Origin of the sequence: Azospirillum brasilense, from assembly GCF_001315015.1 — a bacterium.
GTDB lineage: Bacteria > Pseudomonadota > Alphaproteobacteria > Azospirillales > Azospirillaceae > Azospirillum > Azospirillum brasilense.
In genome coordinates, this window is the sequence record NZ_CP012914.1 from 1034399 (window position 1) to 1054371 (window position 19973).

Below are 19973 nucleotides of genomic sequence, written 5' to 3' on the forward strand. Positions count from 1 at the left end.
GGGGAAGCGTTTCACAAATAGATCGCCGCGCCCGCCCCCGTGTTGACGGTGGCGTCCTTCAGCGTGTCCACGATGAACTGCACCTCGTCGGCGGTGACCTTGTGGTGCAGCGGCAGGGCCAGCACGCGGTCGACCGTCTTCTGGCAGACCGGGCAGTCGGCCCGGCTGGCGCCGCGTTCCTGGTAGTATTGCTGGGTGTAGAGCGCCTGCCCGTAGTCCGACGCCTCGACGTCGTGCGTCGCCAAGTCCTCCAGCACCGCCTTGCGCCCCGAGGCGGTGAAGCGGGTGCCGAGGTGGACGGCGTAGACCATCGGGTGCACGTCGTCGGCGCCCGGCCCCTTGTAGGGCGGCTTGATGCCCTCGAAGGAGGCCATGGCCGCCTCGTAGTGGCTGACCACCTCCCGGCGCTTCGCCAGGATTTCCGGCAGGCGCTTCAACTGGACGAGGCCCAGCGCGGCGGTCAGGTTGCTCATGCCCGCCTGGAAGGGGATGGTTCGGGTGATGACCACCGTGTTGCGGTGCTCCATCTCGCGCCGGCGCAGGTAGCGGAGCTGGTGGGCGAGGTTGCGGTCGTCGGTGACGATCATCCCGCCTTCGCCGGTCACCAGCACGCCGGGCTCGGAGAAGTCGAAGACCGCGCAGTCGCCGAAGCTGCCGACCAGCTTCCCCTTGTAGGAGGAGCCAATGGCCTCGGTCGAATCCTCGATCAGGATCAGCCCCTTGTCGGCGGCGAGCGCGCGCAGCTCGTCCCAATGGGCGGGGTGGCCGTTGACGTTGCCGGCGAGGATGGCCTTGGTCCGCGGCGTGATCTTCGCCTCGGCCTTCGCCGGGTTGATGGTGTGCTGCCAATAGTCGATGTCGACGAAGACCGGCTCCGCGCCGGCCAGCGCGATGGCGTGCTGCACCTGGTGCCAGCCGAAGGGGGAGCAGAGAACCTCGTCCCCCGGTCCGATGCCATAGGCCTTGAGCACCATCAGCGTGGCGAGGGTGCCGCTGGACACCGCGACCGCGTGGGCGCGGCCGAGCCAAGCGGCGAAGGCCTGCTCGAATCCCTCCGTCATCCGCCCGTCGCCGAGGCTGCCGGAGGTGAGGATGCGGCCCAGCACCGCCACCTCCGCCTCCGAAATGTCCGGGTCGATCAGCGGGATGTAATCGCCAAGCTCGCCGCCTGCGTCTTCTTCGGGCATCGTCATTCCGCGATCCTTATTCAGTCGTCCTCGTCCCGTTGCGCGATCACCACGCCGGTCGCCGTCTCCGGCTTGTTGGTGATGAGCCAGCAATGGTTGGTGCCGTCCACGAGGTAGAGGTTGAAGCCGGGCTCCTCCCGGAAGGCGTCCTCCGCCATCACCGCGGCGTGCGCCCCGGTGACGTTGGACAGGTCCGGGTGCGCCTCGCGCACGGCGCGGACCACGGCGTCGAGCCGGGTGCCGTCCGCGAAGAGGCGGCCGGCCAGGGCGGCGATGGCATCGATCCGTTCCGGGGTCAGCGCCATGGCCGTCACTCCGCGCCGCGCTTCTTGGCTTCGACGGTGATGGGCAGGCGGGTGTCCGCCGGCATCTCCGGCAGATCGAGCGTCCAGCCGTTGGCGACCTTGACCCAGCCGCCCCACAGGCCCGGCTTCTCCATCTCGGTGATGGGCTCCTCCAGGTCCTTCTTGGCGACGTAGATCGTGTATTGCTCACCGGCCTTGCGCACCATCACCTTCATGTCACTCTCCAGTCGTCGTTCGTTTTGGGCACTCGCGGGTGTCAGGCCGCCATCCGCGCGTAGAGCGCGGGAAACTCGTTGAGGACCGATTCCACCTCCTCCGCCGTGGTGCAGCGGCTGAGGGAGAAGCGCAGGCTGGCCGCGGCCTCCGCCGGGGACAGGCCCATGGCGGTCAGGACGTGGCTCGGCTCGTTGCCGCCGGACGCGCAGGCCGACCCCATGGAGACAGCGATGCCGGCGCGGTCGAGCCGCATCAGCAGCTCCTCCGCGTCCAGCGGGCGGCCCTGCGGGTCGGCAAAGCGGATGTTGCTGGTGTTGGACAGGCGGACCGCCCCCTCGCCGTTGACCCGGCTGCCCGGCCAGGCGGCGAGCACGCCGCGCTCCAGCCGGTCGCGCAGGATCGCCATGCCTCCGGCTTCCGCCACGGTGGCGGCGGCGCGGGCGGCGGCGGCGCCGAAGCCGACGATGGCCGGCACATTCTCCGTCCCGCCGCGGCGGTGGCGCTCCTGATGCCCGTGGATCAGCGGGGCGAAGGGCACGCCCCTGCGGATGAAGAGGGCGCCGATGCCCTTCGGCCCGTGCATCTTGTGGGCGGACAGGGTCAGCAGGTCGGCGTTCACCGCGTCGACCTTGATCGGCAGCCGCCCGGCGGCCTGCACCGCGTCGGTGTGGAACAGGGCGCCGCGCGCCTGGGCGATGTCGGCGGCGGCGCCGACCGGCTGGATCGCCCCGGTCTCGTTGTTCGCCCACATCACGGACACAAGCGCCGTGTCGGGCGTCACGGCGTCGCGCAGGTCGGCGAGCGCGATGGTGCCGGTGCCGTCCACCGGCAGGACGGTGACCCGCCAGCCCTGCCGCTCCAATTCATGCGCCAGCATCAGCGTCGAGGGATGCTCGATCGCCGTGGTGACGAGGTGGCGGCGCTCCGGACGCTCCGCCGCGACGGCGCGCAACGTGCCGAGCAGGGCCGTGTGGTTGGCCTCCGTCGCGCTGGCGGTGAAGAGGATGTCCGCCGCCTTCGCGCCGACCAGCGCCGCCACCCGGGCGCGCGCCTCGCCCACAGCCCGCTTGGCGGCCATGCCGGGGGCGTGCGGGCTGGAGGGGTTGCCGAACTCCCCGGACAGGTGCGGCAGCATCGCCTCCCGCACCTCGGGTGCCAGCGGGGTCGTCGCGTTGTTGTCGAGATAGATCATGGGTCCATCGCGGGCCGTGGCGGGGAGGGGGCGGTCAGTCCATCACGCCGGGGACACCGCGGCGGCGGCCGTCGGCGGGCGTGATCTCCTCCTCCAGGCAGCCGACGACGACGCCGGCCGGGAACTCCACCAGATAGACGGGGATCTGCGTGCCCTCGGCATGGCCGATGCGCACGATGATGCCGGGCGTGCCCTTGGGGGCCAGCAGCGCGCCGTCCTCGGCGTTGGGGTGGCTGCCGTCGTTGTGGAGGTCCACCGCGGCGGTGACCGCCAGGCCCCAGTCGTAGAGCGGTTCGCGGGGCGGGATGAAGCCGGGCTTCTTCGCTTCGGTGACGGCGTCGCTCATCGGGTGCTCCTTGGGCAAGACGGTCATTGCGGGTCGTTGCAGCGGGCGTCGACCAGTTCGAGTTCCTTGGCGCGCATGCCGACGATGATGCGCTTCTCGTAAAAATCGATGCCGTAGATGTAATACATCTGCAGGTAGGTGCCGATCGACTTCACATAGCCGATGTCCCCGGTGCGGATCAGGAAGTCGCCCATCGGGCGTCCGGGATAGGTGCCGTCGTTGCGCACGTCGCGAAGGGCACGGACCTTCTGGCCCTCCTCGAAGGCGGGGCGGTCTTCCAGTTCGATCGTCTCGTTCGGATCGCGGGCGCGCTCGCGCATTCGATGCTCCTTGGTGCGGGGGCGTCAGTCGGGGATCAGGTCGCCGGTGGCGGGCAGTCCGGCGCGGCGCTTCTGCGCCACGGTGCGGACGTCGTCCACCGGGTCTTCGGTCAGCGGGGCGAGGTCTTCGGGCGGCAGGCGGCTGGCGACGACGAAGCGCACGCACCAGTCGGCGTCGCGGATCAGCGCGGCCAGCTTTTCCGGCGGCAGGCGCCGGGCGACGACCATGCGCACGCGGGCGCTGTCGTCCCAGGCCATGCTCATCAGCCACTCCAGCCCGATGCGGTTGGCGACCTCCAGCCGGATTTCCGGGTCCTCGTCGTGCATCATCGCCGGCAGCATGCCCTCGGGCACGCGGCGGGCGACGCGCAGGCGCACGGAATAGTCGGGGTCGCGCATCAGCGGCGAGAGGTCGGCGTCCTCCAAACGGGAGGCGACGGCGATGCGCACCTCGCGGTCGGGGTCGCCGCGCATCTTCAGCAGCAGGCGGCGGGGCAGGCGGCGGGCGACGGCGGCGCGTACCGTCTCGTCGGGGTCGTCCATCAGCCGCGGCACGATGAAGATCGGCGCGAAGCGCGCGGCGTTGGCGCGGACCTCGAAATAGGGATGGTCGAGATGCTCGCCCGCCAGATCGTCGTTCCATTGGAAGAAGCGCTGGATGCGCTTCGCGTAGCGGTCCTGCACGCAGGCGCGCAGCGGTTCGCAGCGCCCCTCGGCCAGACGGGCGCGGTGGGCGCAGCCGTCGCAATCGACGGGGTTGCCCAGCCAGTCCAGCGCCTTGTCGATGTCGTCGCTCATGCGTCGTCCTCCGGGCCGGCTTCATGGCGGTCGGCGGCGGCGAGCAGGCGGGTGGTTCCGAAGCGGTCCTTCGGGTCCAGGTCCCGGACCTTGTTCAGGGCCTCGCGCCCTTCGGCCAGACGGCCCAGCCGCAGATGCAGGTAGCCGACCGCGGTCAGGGCGAACAGGAACAGGCGCGGGGCCGGCTCCAGACCGGCGAAGTCACCGTGATCCGGGCCGACCGTGCGCCAGTCGGTGTGGTTCAGGCCGATGGCGGCCATGGCGTGGCCGAGCATCCGCTCGCCGTAGAGCAGGGCGGTGTCCAGGTTCGCCTTGTAGAAGTGGAACTTGTAATGGCCGAGATCGACCAGCCGGTGCCCCGGCGCCAACTCGGCGGCGCGGGCGAGATGACGCTCCGCCGCCTCGGCGTCGGCGTGGTTGGCGGCGGCGAGATGCAGGAACCGCTCCGCCTCGGGCGGCAGGTCGCCGCCGTAGTAACGGCGGTTGAGCCAGCCTTCATCCACCTCGTCCAGCATGGCGGTGCGCTCCATGGAAACCCTCTCCCGTGATGGGGCGGGAGAGGGGTTTCGGGCGATCAGGCCGGGACGCAGCAGTCAGCCGGGCAGACCGAGGCGCACTGCGGGCTGGAGAACTGGCCCTTGCACTCGGTGCACAGGTCCGCGTTGATGGCGTAGGCGCCCTTCTTGAAGCTGATGGCGTTGTTCGGGCACTCGGCCTCGCAGGCGCCGCAGGCGGTGCAGTCGGAAGCCTTGATCTTGTAAGCCATGACACTCTCCTTGCAGGTGGGGCGGCTGTTGCGGTGGGCCGCCGGGTAAATCCGTGGGTTCTGGTCGGTCTCTTGGGTGTCAGGCGCGCCGGGCGGTGAAGGCGCCGGTGCGGATCACCGCGTCCTGCCCCTCGCGGGCGTTGATCGCACCTTGGCCGAGGCGCTCGGCGTAGTCCTTGAAGTAGGTCAATGCCGACTCCTCGATGTATTCGAAGGCGAAGCGGTCAACCGGCTCGATGCCCGCGTCCTTGAGGTTCTGCGACGGGCAGCCGCCGATCTTGGCGACGAAGACCGCGGTGCAGTCGTTGATCGCCGACAGCACGCCGCCGAGCGCGTCCTCGTCGCCCGAACCGCCTTCGCAATACTGGTCGACGCGGCGGTGGCCGACGAACTTGGCGCCCTTCGGACCGACCTCGTAGATCTGGAATTCCTTGGCGTGGCCGAAATGCTCGTTGATGCGCTCGCCGCCCTTGGTGGCGACGGCGATCAGGATCGGCTGCACCTCGGTGCCCACCGTCTCGGCGACGTCGGCCTGTGCGGCGGCCTTGGCGGCGTGGCGCCCGGCGCGCTCGCCCTCGACATGCTCGCGGTAGGTGCGGGCGGCCTCCTGGTCGTATTCCACCTCGCCCATCGCCTCGATCTGGTCGATGGTGAATTCGGAACCGCGGTCCTCGCCCAGCAGGCCGACCGCGTCGGCGCGGCACTGGCGGCAGTGGCGCATCAGCTTGGCCCCGCCCTCGCACTGGTCCTGCAGGACCTTCAGCTCCTGCGCGGTCGGGCCGCGCTGGCCGGTCAGGCCGAAATGGGTGCCGTGCGCCGGGTCGGAGATCAGCGGCATGATGTTGTGCAGGAAGGCGCCGCGCGACTTCACGGCCTTGTTCACGTCCATCAGGTGCTCGTCGTTGATCCCCGGGATCATGACGGAGTTCACCTTCACCAGGATGCCGCGCGAGGTCAGCATCTCCAGCCCGAGCATCTGGCGCTCGTGCAGGATCTTGGCGGCGTCCAGGCCGGTCCAGCGCTTGTGGTCGTGGAAAATCCAGGGGTAGATATGCTGCCCGACCTCGGGATCGACCATGTTGATGGTGATCGTGACGTGGTCGATGTTGTAGTTCGCGATGGTGTCCACATGGTCGGGCAGGGCCAGACCGTTGGTGGACAGGCACAGCTTGAGGTCCGGCGCCTTCTTCGCCAGCATCTCGAAGGTCTTGAAGGTGTTCTTGCCGCCGGCCGCGAGGCTGTCGCCGGGGCCGGCGATGCCGATGACGGAGAGCTGCGGGATTTCCTTGGCGACCGCCATGATCTTGCGGAGCGCCTGATCGGGGGTCAGCTTCTCGGAGACCACGCCCGGCCGGCTCTCGTTCGAGCAGTCGTATTTGCGGTTGCAGTAGTTGCACTGGATGTTGCAGGCCGGCGCCACGGCGACGTGCATGCGGGCGAAGTAGTGATGCGCCTCCTCGGAGTAGCAGGGATGGTTCTTCACCTTCTCCCACACCTCCGGCGCCATGTCGGCGGGGCCGTCCGACGACCCGCAGGAGGAGGACGCGCAGCCGGAGGCGGCGGCGGTGGGCGGCGCCTCGGCGGCGGCTTTCAGCTCACCCACGCCCAGGATGCTGTCGAGCGAAATAACGTTGGCCATCGTCCACTCCCTTCCCAGCCGCGCCGTCGGCGCCCTTGGTCGGGTCGTTAAAAGCAAGTTCGGGGCCAACCGGGTGAAGTGTGGAGTTTCAGAGGGTTAGACGGCAGTGTCGGCCCTGTGCTCCATGTCGGCAATCCGACAAAGGCGGACAAAGCCCAACAATGGCCGACAAACACGCCGCCTGTCGGGGACCCGACATGGGGCGGCAATCGTGTTTGAAGTCCCCTCTCCCCTCCGGGGAGAGGGTTAGGGTGAGGGGGTTGTGCTTGGCGCTATGTCCGGCAGAAGCGCAACCCCCTCACCGGCCCTACGGGCCACCCTCTCCCCCTGGGGGAGGGTTAAGAAGGCCGCCTGCACTGCCCTATGACAAGGGGGGGAGTCACGCGCTCCCCACCTGGAAGGTCAGGACATGATCCTCGTCCGGCCGCAGCGGCTCTCCCCCGAACCCGATCAGCCCGCTGCCGGTCAGCTTCGTCGAATCGCGGCGCAGCAGCAGGGAGGGGGAGTCGCCCGTGCGGATGAAGGTGCCGTTGGTCGAATGGTCGGTCAGCAGGAAGCCGCCGCGGCTGAAGTCGATCACCGCGTGCTGGCGCGAAGTGCGGCGGGAGGGGATGCGCAGGCCGCAGCCCTCGTCACGCCCCACCGTGATCCGCGGCAGCAGCGGGGTCAGCGTCGTGTCGGCGCGGCGGCCGGACAGGCGCAGGGACGGCAGGCCGCGCCCCTTGCCGGGTTCGGACAGGGGCAGACCGACGGTGGCGTTGTCCTCTGCCTCCGGCGCGGCGTCGCCGTCGCGGATCTGGTGGACGCGGACCGGAGCCGCCTTTCCCTTCACCGCGACGCTGTTCAGAAGGCGGGCCCGTTCGCGCAGGGGCGGGGAGAGGCGATCCACCAGATCGTCGGTCGCCAGGATCTCGCCGGGGCGGGCAATGGATTCCAGCCGGGCGGCGACGTTGCAGGCGTCGCCGTAGAGGTCGCCGGGGCCGGCGATCACCGGGCCGAAATGCAGCCCGGCGCGCAGGCGAAGCCCGAACTCCCCCTGCCGCTCCATCATGGCGAGCGCGGCGCGGGTGGCGCTGTCGCTCATGGGGAAGCAGGCCAACAGCCCGTCGCCCAGGCTTTTCACCACCGTACCGCCGTTCTCCCCGACGATCCGGCGCAGGTCCTCCAGCACCCGCTGGGTCAGCGCCGCCGCCTTGCGGTCGCCCGCCAACTCATAGAGCAGCGTGCTGTCGGCGATGTCCACGAAGAGGAGCGCGAGGGGCTTTTCCATCCCGTGCAATGGCCCGAAGCTGGAGGTTGCGGAAAGCGGGGCACAGCGTACAGCCGATGTTCCACCGTCATATCACAACCGTTCGTAACGGTTACAGAGACGTTGGGACCCGCGTGCCGCGCGGGCGCCTTGCCGCAGCCCGAGCGCCGACCGGCCCTCAAGGGTTATGTTGCGTGTTTATTTTTTCCCTCATAAGATGCAGGTCAGGGGTGTTGTCTGCGCGCCGCCGGCGTGGCTCTCACGGAGGGAATCATGACAGTATCGGGTGTAGCGTCGGCGGCCTCGTCGTTTCCGGTCCTGTCCCGATCCACCAGGGCGCCCTCATCGTCCGAGGCGGTCGCCGCGAGTGGCGGCGCCGCCTCCGATCGCGTGGCGCTGAGCGGGTTGGGCGGGGCGCTTCGCGGTGACGGCTTGGCCGCCTTCGGCGCGCTTTCGGACGCTCAGCGTCAGCAATTGGCCGATCTCGTCGACAGCGGAAAGATCAGTGGCGAGACGGTCAACGATGCCCTCACGCAGCGGTTGAAGCAGGCCCGCGTCAGCGCGATGGGCGCGACGCAGCGCATGTACAACAACGATCACGCCGATCTTTTCTTCGATGAAGCGACCAGCGTCGACGATCTGCGCGGTGCCTTGTCCCAGACGCTGGCCCGGCGGTCGTCGCTGATGGACAAGCTGACCGCGGCGATGAGCGAGGACGAACGGGCGTCGGCGTCGAACGATCTGGCGGCGAGGACGATGAATCCGCTCCTGGCGAAGGACCGGATGGGGATGTCGCGCCACATCATGCCGGGCTTCTTCTCCATGGACTTTTCCGATTCCCGCCTGAACTCCACCAAAAAGCAGGGGGATGCCACCTACAGTCTGAAGGCGTTGGGGGTCGATCTCGACGCGATCGACAAGGCGCTGCGCAAGACCGGCGAAGAGGATGCCGCCGCCATCCTGTCGGAGCGGGCGGGCGTGCCGACCTCCCGAACGGTGGCGGCCGATCAGGACTATTCGGTGGATGACGCCCTGGTGAAGCCCCTGACCGCGCTGCCGGGCGCTTCGCCGCCGGATGCCCGCGACTATTCGAATCCCCTCGATTACGGCAGGACGCTGCGCGAGTTTCTCCAGGCGTCCTTTGCGGAAATGCGCAAGGTCGGTGAGTTGGGAGGGCACACGGTGTATCAGGTCGACCGTCCCCCCGACCATATCCAGCGCCCCCAGGACCTCCCCACGCCTTCATCAGCGGGCACCGCCATCGCTCAGGGAGAGCCGGTGGATCGCGCGTACATGATCGGTTTGGCCGCCCGTTACTGATCGGCCTGCTGTCGCCCGTCCCTCAGAAGCGCTTGATCTCGATGTTGTATTTGCGCAGGGCGTAGCTGACCTGACGGGTCGTCATGCCCAGCAGGCGGGCGGCCTTGGCCTGCACCCAGCCGGTGCGCTCCATCGCCCAGAGCAGGCGATCGCGCAGCGATCCCGACTCCGGCTCGTCCAGCGGCACCTCCGCGGCGGGCGGCGGAGCGGCGGCAGGGGAGGGGGGCGGGGCCGCGGCGGCAGGGGCGCTCGGCTCGGGCAGGGGCAGCGGGATCAGGGGGACCGGAACCACCGGCTGGGCGGCGCCGCAGACCGGCGAGGGGCCGGCGGAACAACCCGACGCGCAGGCCGGCCACGCGCCGCCGCCGGCACCCGCCGGTTCCGGCACCGGGGCGGGCATGGCCGGGGTCTTCGGCGCGTTGGCCGCCGCCGGACCGCCGGGGCGTCCGGGAGGAACGCGGTTGATGGCCCCCGGCCCCATCGACGGGGCGAGGCCACCGACCGACGCGCCCAACGTGCGGTACTGGAACAGCACCGAGGAGTTGCAGAGGTTCAGGCTGCAGGACAGCGACTCGGTGCGGATGATGCCGTCGCGCGACTGGGTGGCCGCGCGCTCGATACAGTTCTCCAGCTCGCGCACGTTGCCGGGCCAGGTGCAGCGGTTGAGCACCTCCAGCGCCTCGTCCTCCATGACGAGGGCCATGCCGTTGTCCTTGGCGAACTTCGCCACGAAATGGCGGGCCAGCGGGCCGATGTCCTGGCGGCGCTCGCGCAGCGGCGGCAGGTGGATGGTCACCACGTTGATGCGGAAATACAGGTCGGCGCGGAACTTGCCGTGGCCGACCGCCTCCTCCAGGTTCAGGTTGGTGGCGCAGATCAGCCGGACGTCGGTCTTGATGGTCTTGGACCCACCGACCCGCTCGAACTCCTGCTCCTGCAGCACGCGCAGCAGCTTGGCCTGGAAGTTGGGCGAGATGTCGCCGATCTCGTCGAGGAACAGCGTGCCGCCCGACGCCAGCTCGAACCGGCCCTTGTGGTCCTTCTGCGCGCCGGTGAAGGCGCCCTTCTCGTGGCCGAACAGCTCCGATTCCAGGAGCGATTCCGGCAGGGCGGCGCAGTTCACGCGGATGAAGGGGGCGTCCTTGCGCGGCGACATGTTGTGGATGGCCCGCGCGATCAGCTCCTTGCCGGTGCCGCTCTCGCCGCGGATCAGCACGGTGGACTTGAAGGGCGCCACCCGGTGGACCTGGGCCATCACCTCCAGCATGTTGGGGCTGGTGCAGACCACGTCGTTGATCGGGGCGGCGACCGGCCGAAGCTCCTTCTGCATGCGGAAGGTCTCCCGCATCATGAAGCGGCGCTCCTCGGCCACGGTGCGGTGCAGCCGCACGGTCTGGCCGATCAGGTTGGCGACCATGGTCAGGAAGCGCACGTCGCTGCCGAAATGGCCCTGCGGCCCCTCGTCGGAGATGCGGTCGATGGTCAGCACGCCGACGACCACCCCCGCCGCCTTGATCGGCACGCCGACCAGCGAGGCCACCTGCTCGTCCAGGTCCTCGCGCCCGCCGGTGCGGTTGAGGAACAGCGGTTCCTCCGCCAGATTCGGGACGACGGCGGGCATGCCGGTCTTCAGGATGCGGCCGGTGATGCCTTCCCCATCGCGGAATTCGATCTGCGCCGCGGCCTCGTTCGACAGGCCGTTCGCGGCCACGAGACGCAGCACATTGTCCTCGCCGACCAGATAGACGCGCCCGCGGTGCATCTGAAGCTGGTAGGCCAGCGCGCGAAGCACTTCGCGCAACGTCTGCTGGAGGTCGAGAGAGGAACCGAGGATCTTGCTGACCTCATAGATGGTCAGCAGTTCCAGGTTCGACGTGGACTGGCGCATTGCACCCGGCATGATCGACACCCCCTGCTCAACCGGGACTCCGGACGCCGCGCACCGGCGCGCTCGTCGAATTGATCCCGGCACGGCGCCTTGAACCGTTCCTCCCGGGGTGGGGTGTGCGCTCGTTGCTGATCGGCGCCTTTGACCACCGGTGCGCCCGCCGCGCGTGCTTCCGTGACAAGCCGTTCGCGCTGCGGACTGTCGAAAGTTTCGGAAACTCTCGGTCGAAAGGCAAGCCCTTTTGCATATCAGTTGCTGCGGCGCACAATGACTTATGGCTGCGGCAGAACGGCGCAACCCTTGAGAAAACTGGAGTTTCTGCCGCTGAACATCTAATAACTGACCGGTCAGTAATATTTTCTCCACCCTGGAGGACGGTATGCCGGAGGATGATCCCGCCGTTCCGCGCTGGCGCCGCCGCAAGGAGGCGCGCCCCCGGGAGATCGTCGACGCCGCCCTGACCGTCTTCGGCGAGCGCGGCTTCGCGGCGGCCCGGCTGGAGGATGTCGCGGCGCAGGCCGGGGTCAGCAAGGGCACGCTCTACCTCTACTTCCCGAACAAGGAGGAGTTGTTCAAGGCGGTGGTCCGCGAGGCCATCCTGCCCAACCTGGACATGGCCGAGCGTCTGCTGGCCGGGGCGCAGGGGCCGAGCTTCGCCGTTCTGGAAACGCTGCTGACCCTCTTCGCGACGCGCATCCTGAAATCGCGCGCCGGCGCCATCCCCAAGCTGATCATCGCCGAGGCCGGCAATTTTCCCGATCTCGCCCGCTTCTATTACGACGAGGTGATCCGCCGCGCCTTCGCCCTGCTGGCGGCGGTGCTGGAGCGCGGCATGGCGCGCGGGGAGTTCCGCCCGGTGGACGTCGACTCGACCGTCCGCCTGATCGTCGCACCGATGCTGATGAGCGCGCTGTGGCGCTCCTCCTTCGAAGCGCTGGAGGGCCGCCCGCCGGACGTGGCGGCGCTGCTGGCCGCCCATCTCGACGCGCTGCGCCGGACGCTCGCCCCGGAGGGAGGGTCGCCGTCATGAGCTGGATCGCCGAAACGCTGGCGGCGGCCCTGGCCGTCCTCGGGCTGGGCGGCGGGGACGCCGTGCCGCTGGCCCACGGCTACGCCGAAGGGGAATATCTCCGCATCGCCGCCCCGGTGGCCGGGACGCTCGACACGCTGGCGGTGACGCGCGGCGGGCGGGTTGAGGCGGGCGCGCCCCTCTTCGCGCTCGACCGCACCAGCGCGCGGGCGGAGCGCGACCGGCTGGCCGCCGCGCTGGGGCAGGCGCGGGCGGAGCTGGCCGACCTGCGGACGGGCCGGCGCCCCGACGAGCTGGCGGTGGTTTCCGCCCAGCGCGCGCAGGCCGAGGCGGCGCTGCGCTATTCCGAAGTGGAACTGGCGCGGCAGCAGACGCTGGTGGCGCGCAAGGTCAGCTCCGACGACCGGCTGGACGCCGCCCGCGCCAGCCGCGACGGCGACCGCGCGCGGCTGGAGGAGCTGACCGCGCAACTGGCCGTCTCCAACCTGCCGGCCCGTCCCGAGCAGATCCGCGCCGCCGAGAACGCCGTCGCCCAGGCCGAGGCGGCCCTGGCCCAGGCGGACAAGCGCCTCACCGAATTGGCCCCGCCGGCGCCCGAGGCGGCGCTGGTCGAGGACACGCTGTTCAACCCCGGCGAATGGGTGCCGGCGGGCGCCCCGGTGGTGTCGCTGCTGCCGCCGGGAAAGCGGAAGCTGGTGGTCTTCGTTCCGGAACTGCTGATGGCCCGCGTCCGTCCGGGCGACCGGGTGACGGTGCGCTGCGACGGCTGCCCGCCCGGCCTGTCGGCGCGCGTGACCTATGTGGCGCCGCGGGTGGAATACACCCCGCCGGTGATCTACAGCGTCGGCAGCCGCGAGAAGCTGGTCGTCCGCGTCGAGGCGCGGCTGGAGGACGGGGCGACGCTCAACCCCGGCCTGCCGGTGGACGTGGAACTGCCGCCATGACCGGGGAGCCCGCCATCGACGTGCGCGGTCTGGTCAAGCGCTTCGGCGCCAAGACGGTGGTGGACGGCTTCTCCATCCAAGTGGCGCGCGGGCAGATCTACGGCTTCCTGGGGCCGAACGGGTCGGGCAAGACGACGACCATCCGCATGCTCTGCGGGCTGCTGACACCCGATGCGGGGGTGGGGACCTGCCTCGGGCTCGACATCCGCGGCCAGAGCGCCGCCATCAAGCGGCAGGTCGGCTACATGACCCAGAAGTTCAGCTTTTGGGAGGATCTGAGCATCGCCGAGAATCTGGATTTCGTTGCCCGCATGTACGGGCTGCCGGACCGGCGGACCAAGGTCGCCGGGGCGTTGGAACGGCTTGGGCTGGGCAACCGGCGGGCGCAGCTCGCCGGGGAATTGTCCGGCGGCTGGAAGCAGCGTCTGGCGCTGGCCGCCTGCATCCTGCATGAGCCGAAGCTGCTGCTGCTCGACGAGCCGACCGCCGGCGTCGACCCCAAGGCGCGACGGGAGTTCTGGGACGAGATTCACCGGCTGGCCGGCGACGGGCTGACCGTGCTGGTCAGCACTCATTACATGGACGAGGCGGAACGCTGTCACGCCATCGCCTATCTCGCCTACGGCCGGCTGATGACCCAGGGCAGCGTGGAGGAGGTGATCGCCAACTCGGGTCTGGTCACCTACGAAGTCGGCGCGCGGGGGGCGGACGGACCGGACCTCGGGCGCGTCGCGGCGGAGTTGCGCGACCGTCCGGGCGTCGAGATGGTTGCCGCCTTCGGTACCCGGCTGCATGTCAGCGGCGGCGACGGCGCGGAACTGGAGGAGGCGTTGCGCCCCTGGGCCGGCGACCCGGCCCTGTTGGTGCGACGGACGGAGCCGACGCTGGAGGATGTGTTCATCCATCTGATGAATCGCAGCACGGACAACTTCGCATGACCGAGCCGCCGCAGGGCAGGGCAGAACCGTCCCCGCACCATCGCGACAGCCGGTGCGGGGACGGTGCGCGATCACTCGATCGACGCGGAGGTCACGCCGGTGTTCTTGTTCCAGCGCAGCGTCAGCTTGGAGATCTTGCAGAGGTTCAGGTTCTGCCAGACCGCCGACTCGCCGTCGTCGTAGATGACCTTCATGTCCCACTTGCAGGTCTTCTCGGCCTTGTCGAAGCTCAGTTCGAATTCTTCGCCGTCGTCGAGGACGTCACGGCCGAGGATGTCTTCGTCCCACTTCTCGTTGGCGGACTCGCTGACGTAGATGTGCTTCAGCGCGTAGCCCGTCTCGTTCGCGATGGTGAAATCCTGCTGCCCGGCCAGGGCGGCGCCATGAAGCAGGAACAGGGCGGCCACGGCGGCGGCACCCTTGGCAAAAATAGATGTCATGGCAATTCTCCCGCATAAGAATTAATCCTTTTGGACGGTGCTGGAAGCAATTTCGATATGTCAATGGGAGCCAAGTTGCCCGATGGGGCGTTGAAGTAAAAAGTTGTGTTTCTTTCTTGAAATGCACGGTCTTGGAGGGGCATCATGGCGCGGTTTTCCTTCTCGCGCTTCGTCGCGGTGATGGTGAAGGAGTTCATCCAGATGCGGCGCGACCGGCTGACCTTCGCCATGATGGTGGGGGTGCCGGTGCTCCAGCTCGTGCTGTTCGGCTTCGCCATCAACTCCGACCCCAAGAGCCTGCCGACCGCCGTCCACGCGGCCGACTCCAGCCCCTTCGCCCGCACGCTGGTGTCGGCCATGGCGAATTCCGGTTACTTCGATGTGACCAGCAGCGCCGGCAGCCCGGCCGAGCTGGACCGTCTGCTGGCCGAAGGACGGGTGCAGTTCGCTGTCACCATCCCCGCCGGTTTCGCCCGCGACCTGCAGCGGGGGGAGCGGCCGGTGCTGCTGGTCGAGGCGGACGCGACCGACCCGGCGGCGACCAGCAACGCGCTGTCCGCCCTGTCGACCCTCGCGCGGCAGGCGCTGGACCCCGATCTGATCGGTCCGCTGGCTCCTTTGCGCTCCACCCCCGACCCGGTCGAGCTGCGGGTCCACCGCCGCTACAACCCTGAGGGCATCACCCAATACAACGTGGTGCCCGGACTGATGGGGGTGGTCCTAACCATGACCATGGTGATGATGACCGCGCTGGCCGTCACCCGCGAGCGGGAGCGCGGGACGATGGAGAACCTGCTGGCGATGCCCGTCCGCCCGTTCGAGGTGATGCTGGGCAAGATCGTGCCCTTCATCCTGGTCGGCTACATCCAGGTCGTCATCATCGTCCTGGCCGCCCGGCTGCTGTTCGGCGTGCCCATCGTCGGCAGCCTGGCCCTGCTGTCGGCGGTGCTGGTGCTGTTCATCGCCGCCAATCTGGCGGTGGGCTTCACCTTTTCCACCGTGGCGAAGAACCAGCTTCAGGCGATGCAGATGTCCTTCTTCTTCTTTCTGCCGTCGATGCTGCTGTCCGGCTTCATGTTTCCCTTCCGCGGCATGCCCGGCTGGGCGCAGGCGGTGGGGGAGATCCTGCCGCTGACCCATTTCCTGCGCATCGTCCGCGGCATCCTCCTGAAAGGCAACGGCCCGGCGGAGATCGTGGGGGAGGTGGCGGCGCTGCTGGCCTTCCTTGCGGTGGTCACGGTCGTCGCGCTGAAGCGGTACCGGCAGACCTTGGACTGAGCAGTAAACAGGGGCTGGGTGTTGCCCGTCATCGTTACCGCCAAGTCGAATTTGGCTGTGACATGAGCGTGAGCCTCACTTTTCGTTAAGGATCATTGGCTCTAATCTTTCCCGATTGGCGGTCCGTGGGGGAAGATGATGCGGCGCTTGGCGGTTGGCCCGACGGTTGGGATTCTCGCGGTGGCCCTGATCGCAGCCGGTTTGATCGCCGCTGCTCTCGCCGGTCCGGCCGAGGCCGGATCGCACAAGAAAAAGAAGCCCGCGCCGCCGGCCCCCAACTCCATTGCCTGGAGTCAGGTGAGCGGCCCCGCCCTGGGGCCGGCCCAGTCCATCGGCGGCTACGCCGCGGGCTGCATCACGGGCGCGCAGGCCCTGCCGGGGGAAGGCACCGGCTATCAGGTCATCCGCATGTCCCGCCAGCGTTTCTACGGCCATCCGGAACTGATCGACTATCTGAAGGGCTTCGGGCGGAAGGTTGCGGCGGCGGGGCTGGGGACCGCGCTGATCGGCGACATGGGGCAGGCACGCGGCGGCCCGATGAGCTTCGGCCACGCCAGCCACCAGATCGGGCTGGACGCCGACGTCTGGCTGCGGCTCGACCACCCGCCGATGGGCCGCAACGCACGGGAAAGCCTGACCGAGATCAAGTATGTCGATTACGACCGTGTCCGCGTCACCGAGGACTGGTCGGAGCGGCAGTCCCAACTGGTCCGCATCGCCGCCAGCGATCCGCGGGTGACCCGTGTTTTCGTCAACCCGGCAATCAAGCTCGCCATGTGCCGCCATTCCTGGCCGGACCGGACCTTCCTGCGCAAGCTGCGGCCATGGCATGGCCATGACGGGCACATGCACATCCGCCTGGGCTGCCCGGCGGGAAGCCCGCAATGCGAGGACCAACGCGACATTCCCGACGGCGATGGCTGCGGCGACGAGGTCGAATCCTGGCTCGGCTCCGTCTATCCGGTGGTGGAGAAGCACAACGGCAAGCCGCAGCCGCGCTACGTCAGCATGCCGCCCGCCTGCACCGCGGTGTTGCGCGCCGCCGGGACTCGGGTCGCCGCCATGGACGATGCGCACGGGGAGAAGACGGTGCGGTAACGTGACGCCGGATTTTGCGCTTGCACGTGCAGGGCACCCGGATACTGTGAAAGTCGGAACGAACCAGTCGTCCGGCGGTCCAGGCAACGGGGCAGGCGCGAAGGCGATGAGCGACAAGAGCGGAAACGATCACGCGGGCGCTCCCCGCATCAAGCTCAAGACCCGCCTTCACGCTTGGTGGGAGGGATATGATCTTTCCGGCCTGAAGGGCAGGGGCGGGGAGGAGGACGGCAAGCCGCCGACCGCCGGCCCAGCCCAGCCCGCCGCGCGGGGCCATGGTCCCGGCGTGAACCGCTGGGGCAAGCCGCTGTGGAGCGCCACGCGGATCGAGGTGGCGGAAAAGCTGTGGGGCGAGGGCTTCAACACGCCGGGTGGCCACGACCACATCCCTTATCTGGTGAAGCCGCTGGGCCTCAATCCGGCGATGAGCGTGCTGGACCTGTCCGCCGGTCTGGGCGGCACCAGCCGCACCATGGCCAGCAAGTACGGCTGCTGGGTCACCGGGCTGGAAGCTGCGGAAGTTCTGGCGAAGGAGGGGATGATCCGCTCCTTCAAGGAGGGGCTGGAGAAGAAGGCCCCGATCGAATCCTACGACCCGGAGAATTTCAGCTATCCCAAGCGCGTGGACGCCATCGTCTACAAGGAGGGGATGTTCTCCGTCCACGGCAAGGACCAGCTGTTCGACGGGATGGAGCTGGCGCTGAAGCCGCGTGGCCATCTGCTGATGACCGATTACGTGATCGACCCGGCGCTGGCCGGAGCCAAGGCCGTCCAGGTCTGGTGCGACAAGGAGCCGATGCAGCCGCATCTGTGGTCCAAGGACCAGATGGCCGCCGCCTTCGCCCAGCGGAACCTGGACCTGCGAATCGCTGAAGACATCACCGACACCCACCGCGGCCTGATCGTGAGCGCCATCCAGGGCTTGGTCGAGCACTTGGAGCGCCATCATCTCGACCACGAGACCAAGCTCGCCGTGATGGACGAGGTGGAACTGTGGGTCCGCCGCGTGTCCGCCATCGAGGCGGGCATGAAGGTGTGCCGTTTCTACGCGCTGAAACCGGCGGAGTAGCGTCGAAACGGCCGCGTCCGGCGGGAAACGCAACCGCGACGGGGGCCGTTGACAGCGGGGGTGCGCCGCACTATGGTGCGCGCCTTCGATCGAGCCGCCGACCGACCAGGATGAAGAACTATGAAGATCGTTAACTCTCTCAAGTCGATGAAGACGCGCCACAAGGCCTGCCGCGTGATCCGCCGCAAGGGCCGCGTCTACGTCATCAACAAGCAGAACCCGCGCTTCAAGGCCCGCCAGGGCTGAGACCGGCGGCCGGGTCCGCCCGGCCGACAGCTTCGGGTTTCTCGCAAGAGCCGCGCCTTTCGGGCGCGGCTCTTGCGTTTTGGGGGATCGGCTCGCCCATTGGCCGATCCCTCACCGGCTTGTGCGCGTCCCACCGGCAATGATACCACTGGTTACGGAATGCATCCGGAGCCAACCGGTGCGAATCATGGGGGAGGACGGCCGATCATGCGGATGCCCGCGCCCGACGACGGCGTCATCGCGCGCCGCCGCGAGATCATCGCAGCGCTGCGGGCCATCGTGCCCGGCGAGGGGGTGATCGCCGACGAAAGCGAATTGCGCGCCTATGAATGCGACGGTCTGACCGCCTACCGCCAGCTTCCCATGGTCGTGGTTCTTCCCAGCACGACGGAGCAGGTGAGCTGGGTGCTCCGGACCTGCAAGGAAATGGGGGTGAAGGTGGTGCCGCGCGGCGCCGGCACCTCCCTGTCCGGCGGGGCGCTGCCGCTGGCCGACGGCGTGCTGCTCGGGATGGGCAAGTTCAACCGCATCCTGGACATCGACTTCGCCAACCGCTGCGTGGTGACCCAGCCGGGGGTGACCAACCTCGGCATTTCCAACGCGGTGGCGCATGAGGCCTTCTATTATGCGCCCGATCCTTCCAGCCAGATCGCCTGCACCATCGGCGGCAACATCGCCGAGAATTCCGGCGGGGTGCATTGTCTGAAATACGGGCTGACCACCAACAACGTGCTGGGGCTGGAGATGGTGCTGATGGACGGCACCATCCTGCGGCTGGGCGGCAAGCATCTCGACGCCGGCGGCTACGACCTGATGGGCATCGTCACCGGCTCCGAAGGGCTGCTGGGGGTGGTGACCGAGGTCACGGTGCGCATCCTCAAGAAGCCTGCCACCGCCCGCGCCGTTCTGATCGGCTTCCCGACCAGCGAGCAGGGCGGCGACTGCGTGGCCGCCATCATCGCCGCGGGCATCATCCCCGGCGGCATGGAGATGATGGACAGGCCGGCGATCCACGCGGCGGAGGATTTCGTCCACGCCGGCTATCCGCTGGACGTGGAGGCTCTGCTGATCGTCGAGCTGGACGGCCCGGCGGCGGAGGTCGACCACCTGATCGACCAGGTGGCGGAGATCGCGCGGTCCAAGGGCTGCTGCTACTCCCGCGTCTCGACCTCGGAGGAGGAACGGCTGTCCTTCTGGGCCGGGCGCAAGGCGGCCTTCCCGGCGGTGGGGCGCATCAGCCCCGACTACTACTGCATGGACGGCACCATCCCGCGCAAGGCGCTGCCCCTGGTGCTGCACCGCATGCAGGAGATGTCCGACCGCTACGCGCTGCGGGTCGCCAACGTCTTCCATGCCGGGGACGGCAACCTGCACCCGCTGATCCTCTACGACGCCAACAAGCCGGGCGAGTTGGAGCGGGCGGAGGCCTTCGGCAACGACATCCTGCGCCTGTGCGTCGAGGTCGGCGGCGTGCTGACCGGCGAGCATGGCGTTGGCGTGGAGAAGCGCGACCTGATGACCGACCAGTTCGACGAGGTCGATCTCGATCAGCAGCAGCGCATCAAATGCGCCTTCGACCCCGACGGGCTGCTGAACCCTGGAAAGGTCTTCCCCAAGCTGCACCGCTGCGCCGAGCTTGGCCGCGTGCACATCCACAAGGGGGAACTGCGTTTCCCCGATATCCCCCGATTCTGAGGGCGTCCG

Annotated in this window: 22 protein-coding genes; 9 read left to right on the top strand and 13 right to left on the bottom strand. The window is 68.7% G+C overall.

Features of this window, described 5'->3' with window-relative positions; translation table 11 throughout:
* Window positions 1-11: 11 nt before the first annotated feature.
* The 11 genes from AMK58_RS04705 to AMK58_RS04755 form a co-directional block, all read right to left on the bottom strand.
* Window positions 12-1193, bottom strand: a complete 1182-nt coding sequence (locus AMK58_RS04705; RefSeq protein ID WP_051140141.1) for a DegT/DnrJ/EryC1/StrS family aminotransferase — start codon at window positions 1191-1193, stop codon at window positions 12-14.
* A 14-nt stretch (window positions 1194-1207) separates the two neighbouring features.
* On the bottom strand, window positions 1208-1492 hold the full coding sequence (locus AMK58_RS04710) for a hypothetical protein (protein WP_035672248.1): 285 nt from the start codon (window positions 1490-1492) through the stop codon (window positions 1208-1210).
* A gap of 5 nt (window positions 1493-1497) precedes the next feature.
* Window positions 1498-1707, bottom strand: coding sequence for a putative nitrogen fixation protein NifT (gene nifT, locus AMK58_RS04715; RefSeq protein WP_035672252.1), 210 nt, complete (start codon window positions 1705-1707; stop codon window positions 1498-1500).
* Window positions 1708-1748: 41 nt separating this feature from the next.
* A complete protein-coding gene (locus AMK58_RS04720; RefSeq protein ID WP_059398663.1) occupies window positions 1749-2900 on the bottom strand; it encodes a cysteine desulfurase family protein in 1152 nt (383 codons plus the stop codon).
* A gap of 34 nt (window positions 2901-2934) precedes the next feature.
* The gene (locus AMK58_RS04725; RefSeq protein WP_051140142.1) at window positions 2935-3246 is read right to left on the bottom strand and encodes a nitrogen fixation protein NifZ; all 312 of its coding nucleotides are present in this window, start codon (window positions 3244-3246) and stop codon (window positions 2935-2937) included.
* Between the two features lie 23 nt (window positions 3247-3269).
* Window positions 3270-3566, bottom strand: coding sequence for a nitrogen fixation protein NifZ (locus tag AMK58_RS04730; protein WP_014239799.1), 297 nt, complete (start codon window positions 3564-3566; stop codon window positions 3270-3272).
* Between the two features lie 24 nt (window positions 3567-3590).
* Window positions 3591-4364: a 4Fe4S-binding leucine-rich repeat protein gene (locus AMK58_RS04735; protein WP_035672255.1), complete on the bottom strand. Its 774-nt coding sequence runs from the start codon at window positions 4362-4364 to the stop codon at window positions 3591-3593.
* Window positions 4361-4894 (bottom strand): hypothetical protein, encoded by a 534-nt coding sequence (locus AMK58_RS04740; RefSeq protein ID WP_051140143.1) that lies wholly within the window; start codon window positions 4892-4894, stop codon window positions 4361-4363. Before AMK58_RS04740 ends, AMK58_RS04735 begins: the two co-directional genes overlap by 4 nt.
* A gap of 44 nt (window positions 4895-4938) precedes the next feature.
* Window positions 4939-5130 (bottom strand): 4Fe-4S binding protein, encoded by a 192-nt coding sequence (locus AMK58_RS04745; protein ID WP_014239802.1) that lies wholly within the window; start codon window positions 5128-5130, stop codon window positions 4939-4941.
* A gap of 79 nt (window positions 5131-5209) precedes the next feature.
* Window positions 5210-6769, bottom strand: a complete 1560-nt coding sequence (nifB, locus tag AMK58_RS04750) for a nitrogenase cofactor biosynthesis protein NifB (protein WP_035672259.1) — start codon at window positions 6767-6769, stop codon at window positions 5210-5212.
* A 379-nt stretch (window positions 6770-7148) separates the two neighbouring features.
* Window positions 7149-8039 (bottom strand): adenylate/guanylate cyclase domain-containing protein, encoded by an 891-nt coding sequence (locus AMK58_RS04755; RefSeq protein WP_035672262.1) that lies wholly within the window; start codon window positions 8037-8039, stop codon window positions 7149-7151.
* Between the two features lie 252 nt (window positions 8040-8291).
* On the opposite strand from AMK58_RS04755, the gene AMK58_RS04760 reads away from it, so the two are divergent.
* Window positions 8292-9338 carry a hypothetical protein gene (locus AMK58_RS04760; RefSeq protein WP_156355533.1) on the top strand — a complete coding sequence of 349 codons (1047 nt, stop codon included), beginning with the start codon at window positions 8292-8294 and terminating at the stop codon, window positions 9336-9338.
* A 22-nt stretch (window positions 9339-9360) separates the two neighbouring features.
* Here the strand turns inward: AMK58_RS04760 and nifA are convergent, their stop codons facing one another.
* Window positions 9361-11238, bottom strand: a complete 1878-nt coding sequence (gene nifA, locus AMK58_RS04765; protein WP_059398665.1) for a nif-specific transcriptional activator NifA — start codon at window positions 11236-11238, stop codon at window positions 9361-9363.
* Between the two features lie 367 nt (window positions 11239-11605).
* On the opposite strand from nifA, the gene AMK58_RS04770 reads away from it, so the two are divergent.
* Genes AMK58_RS04770 through AMK58_RS04780 form a run of 3 tightly spaced genes read left to right on the top strand, consistent with a single transcriptional unit; the run spans window position 11606 to window position 14138 of the window.
* Window positions 11606-12256 carry a TetR/AcrR family transcriptional regulator gene (locus tag AMK58_RS04770; protein ID WP_035672327.1) on the top strand — a complete coding sequence of 217 codons (651 nt, stop codon included), beginning with the start codon at window positions 11606-11608 and terminating at the stop codon, window positions 12254-12256.
* Window positions 12253-13200, top strand: a complete 948-nt coding sequence (locus AMK58_RS04775) for an HlyD family secretion protein (RefSeq protein ID WP_059398666.1) — start codon at window positions 12253-12255, stop codon at window positions 13198-13200. The genes AMK58_RS04770 and AMK58_RS04775 overlap by 4 nt, the downstream gene beginning before the upstream one ends.
* Window positions 13197-14138 (top strand): ABC transporter ATP-binding protein, encoded by a 942-nt coding sequence (locus tag AMK58_RS04780; RefSeq protein ID WP_035672339.1) that lies wholly within the window; start codon window positions 13197-13199, stop codon window positions 14136-14138. Before AMK58_RS04775 ends, AMK58_RS04780 begins: the two co-directional genes overlap by 4 nt.
* Before the next feature lie 71 nt (window positions 14139-14209).
* Here AMK58_RS04780 and AMK58_RS04785 read toward each other — a convergent pair whose 3' ends face one another.
* A complete protein-coding gene (locus AMK58_RS04785) occupies window positions 14210-14578 on the bottom strand; it encodes a hypothetical protein (protein WP_035672341.1) in 369 nt (122 codons plus the stop codon).
* A 144-nt stretch (window positions 14579-14722) separates the two neighbouring features.
* Here AMK58_RS04785 and AMK58_RS04790 point away from each other — a divergent pair, with 144 nt between their 5' ends.
* From AMK58_RS04790 to AMK58_RS04810, 5 genes are all read left to right on the top strand, one after another.
* A complete protein-coding gene (locus tag AMK58_RS04790) occupies window positions 14723-15856 on the top strand; it encodes an ABC transporter permease (protein ID WP_035672344.1) in 1134 nt (377 codons plus the stop codon).
* 180 nt (window positions 15857-16036) lie between these two features.
* Entirely contained in the window at window positions 16037-16954 is a 918-nt protein-coding gene (mepA, locus tag AMK58_RS04795; protein ID WP_236778181.1) for a penicillin-insensitive murein endopeptidase, read from the top strand.
* Between the two features lie 106 nt (window positions 16955-17060).
* On the top strand, window positions 17061-18023 hold the full coding sequence (locus tag AMK58_RS04800; protein ID WP_035672347.1) for an SAM-dependent methyltransferase: 963 nt from the start codon (window positions 17061-17063) through the stop codon (window positions 18021-18023).
* A gap of 120 nt (window positions 18024-18143) precedes the next feature.
* Window positions 18144-18269 (top strand): type B 50S ribosomal protein L36, encoded by a 126-nt coding sequence (gene ykgO / locus AMK58_RS04805; RefSeq protein WP_012973122.1) that lies wholly within the window; start codon window positions 18144-18146, stop codon window positions 18267-18269.
* A 207-nt stretch (window positions 18270-18476) separates the two neighbouring features.
* On the top strand, window positions 18477-19964 hold the full coding sequence (locus AMK58_RS04810; RefSeq protein WP_035672349.1) for an FAD-linked oxidase C-terminal domain-containing protein: 1488 nt from the start codon (window positions 18477-18479) through the stop codon (window positions 19962-19964).
* The last annotated feature ends 9 nt before the right edge of the window (window positions 19965-19973 follow it).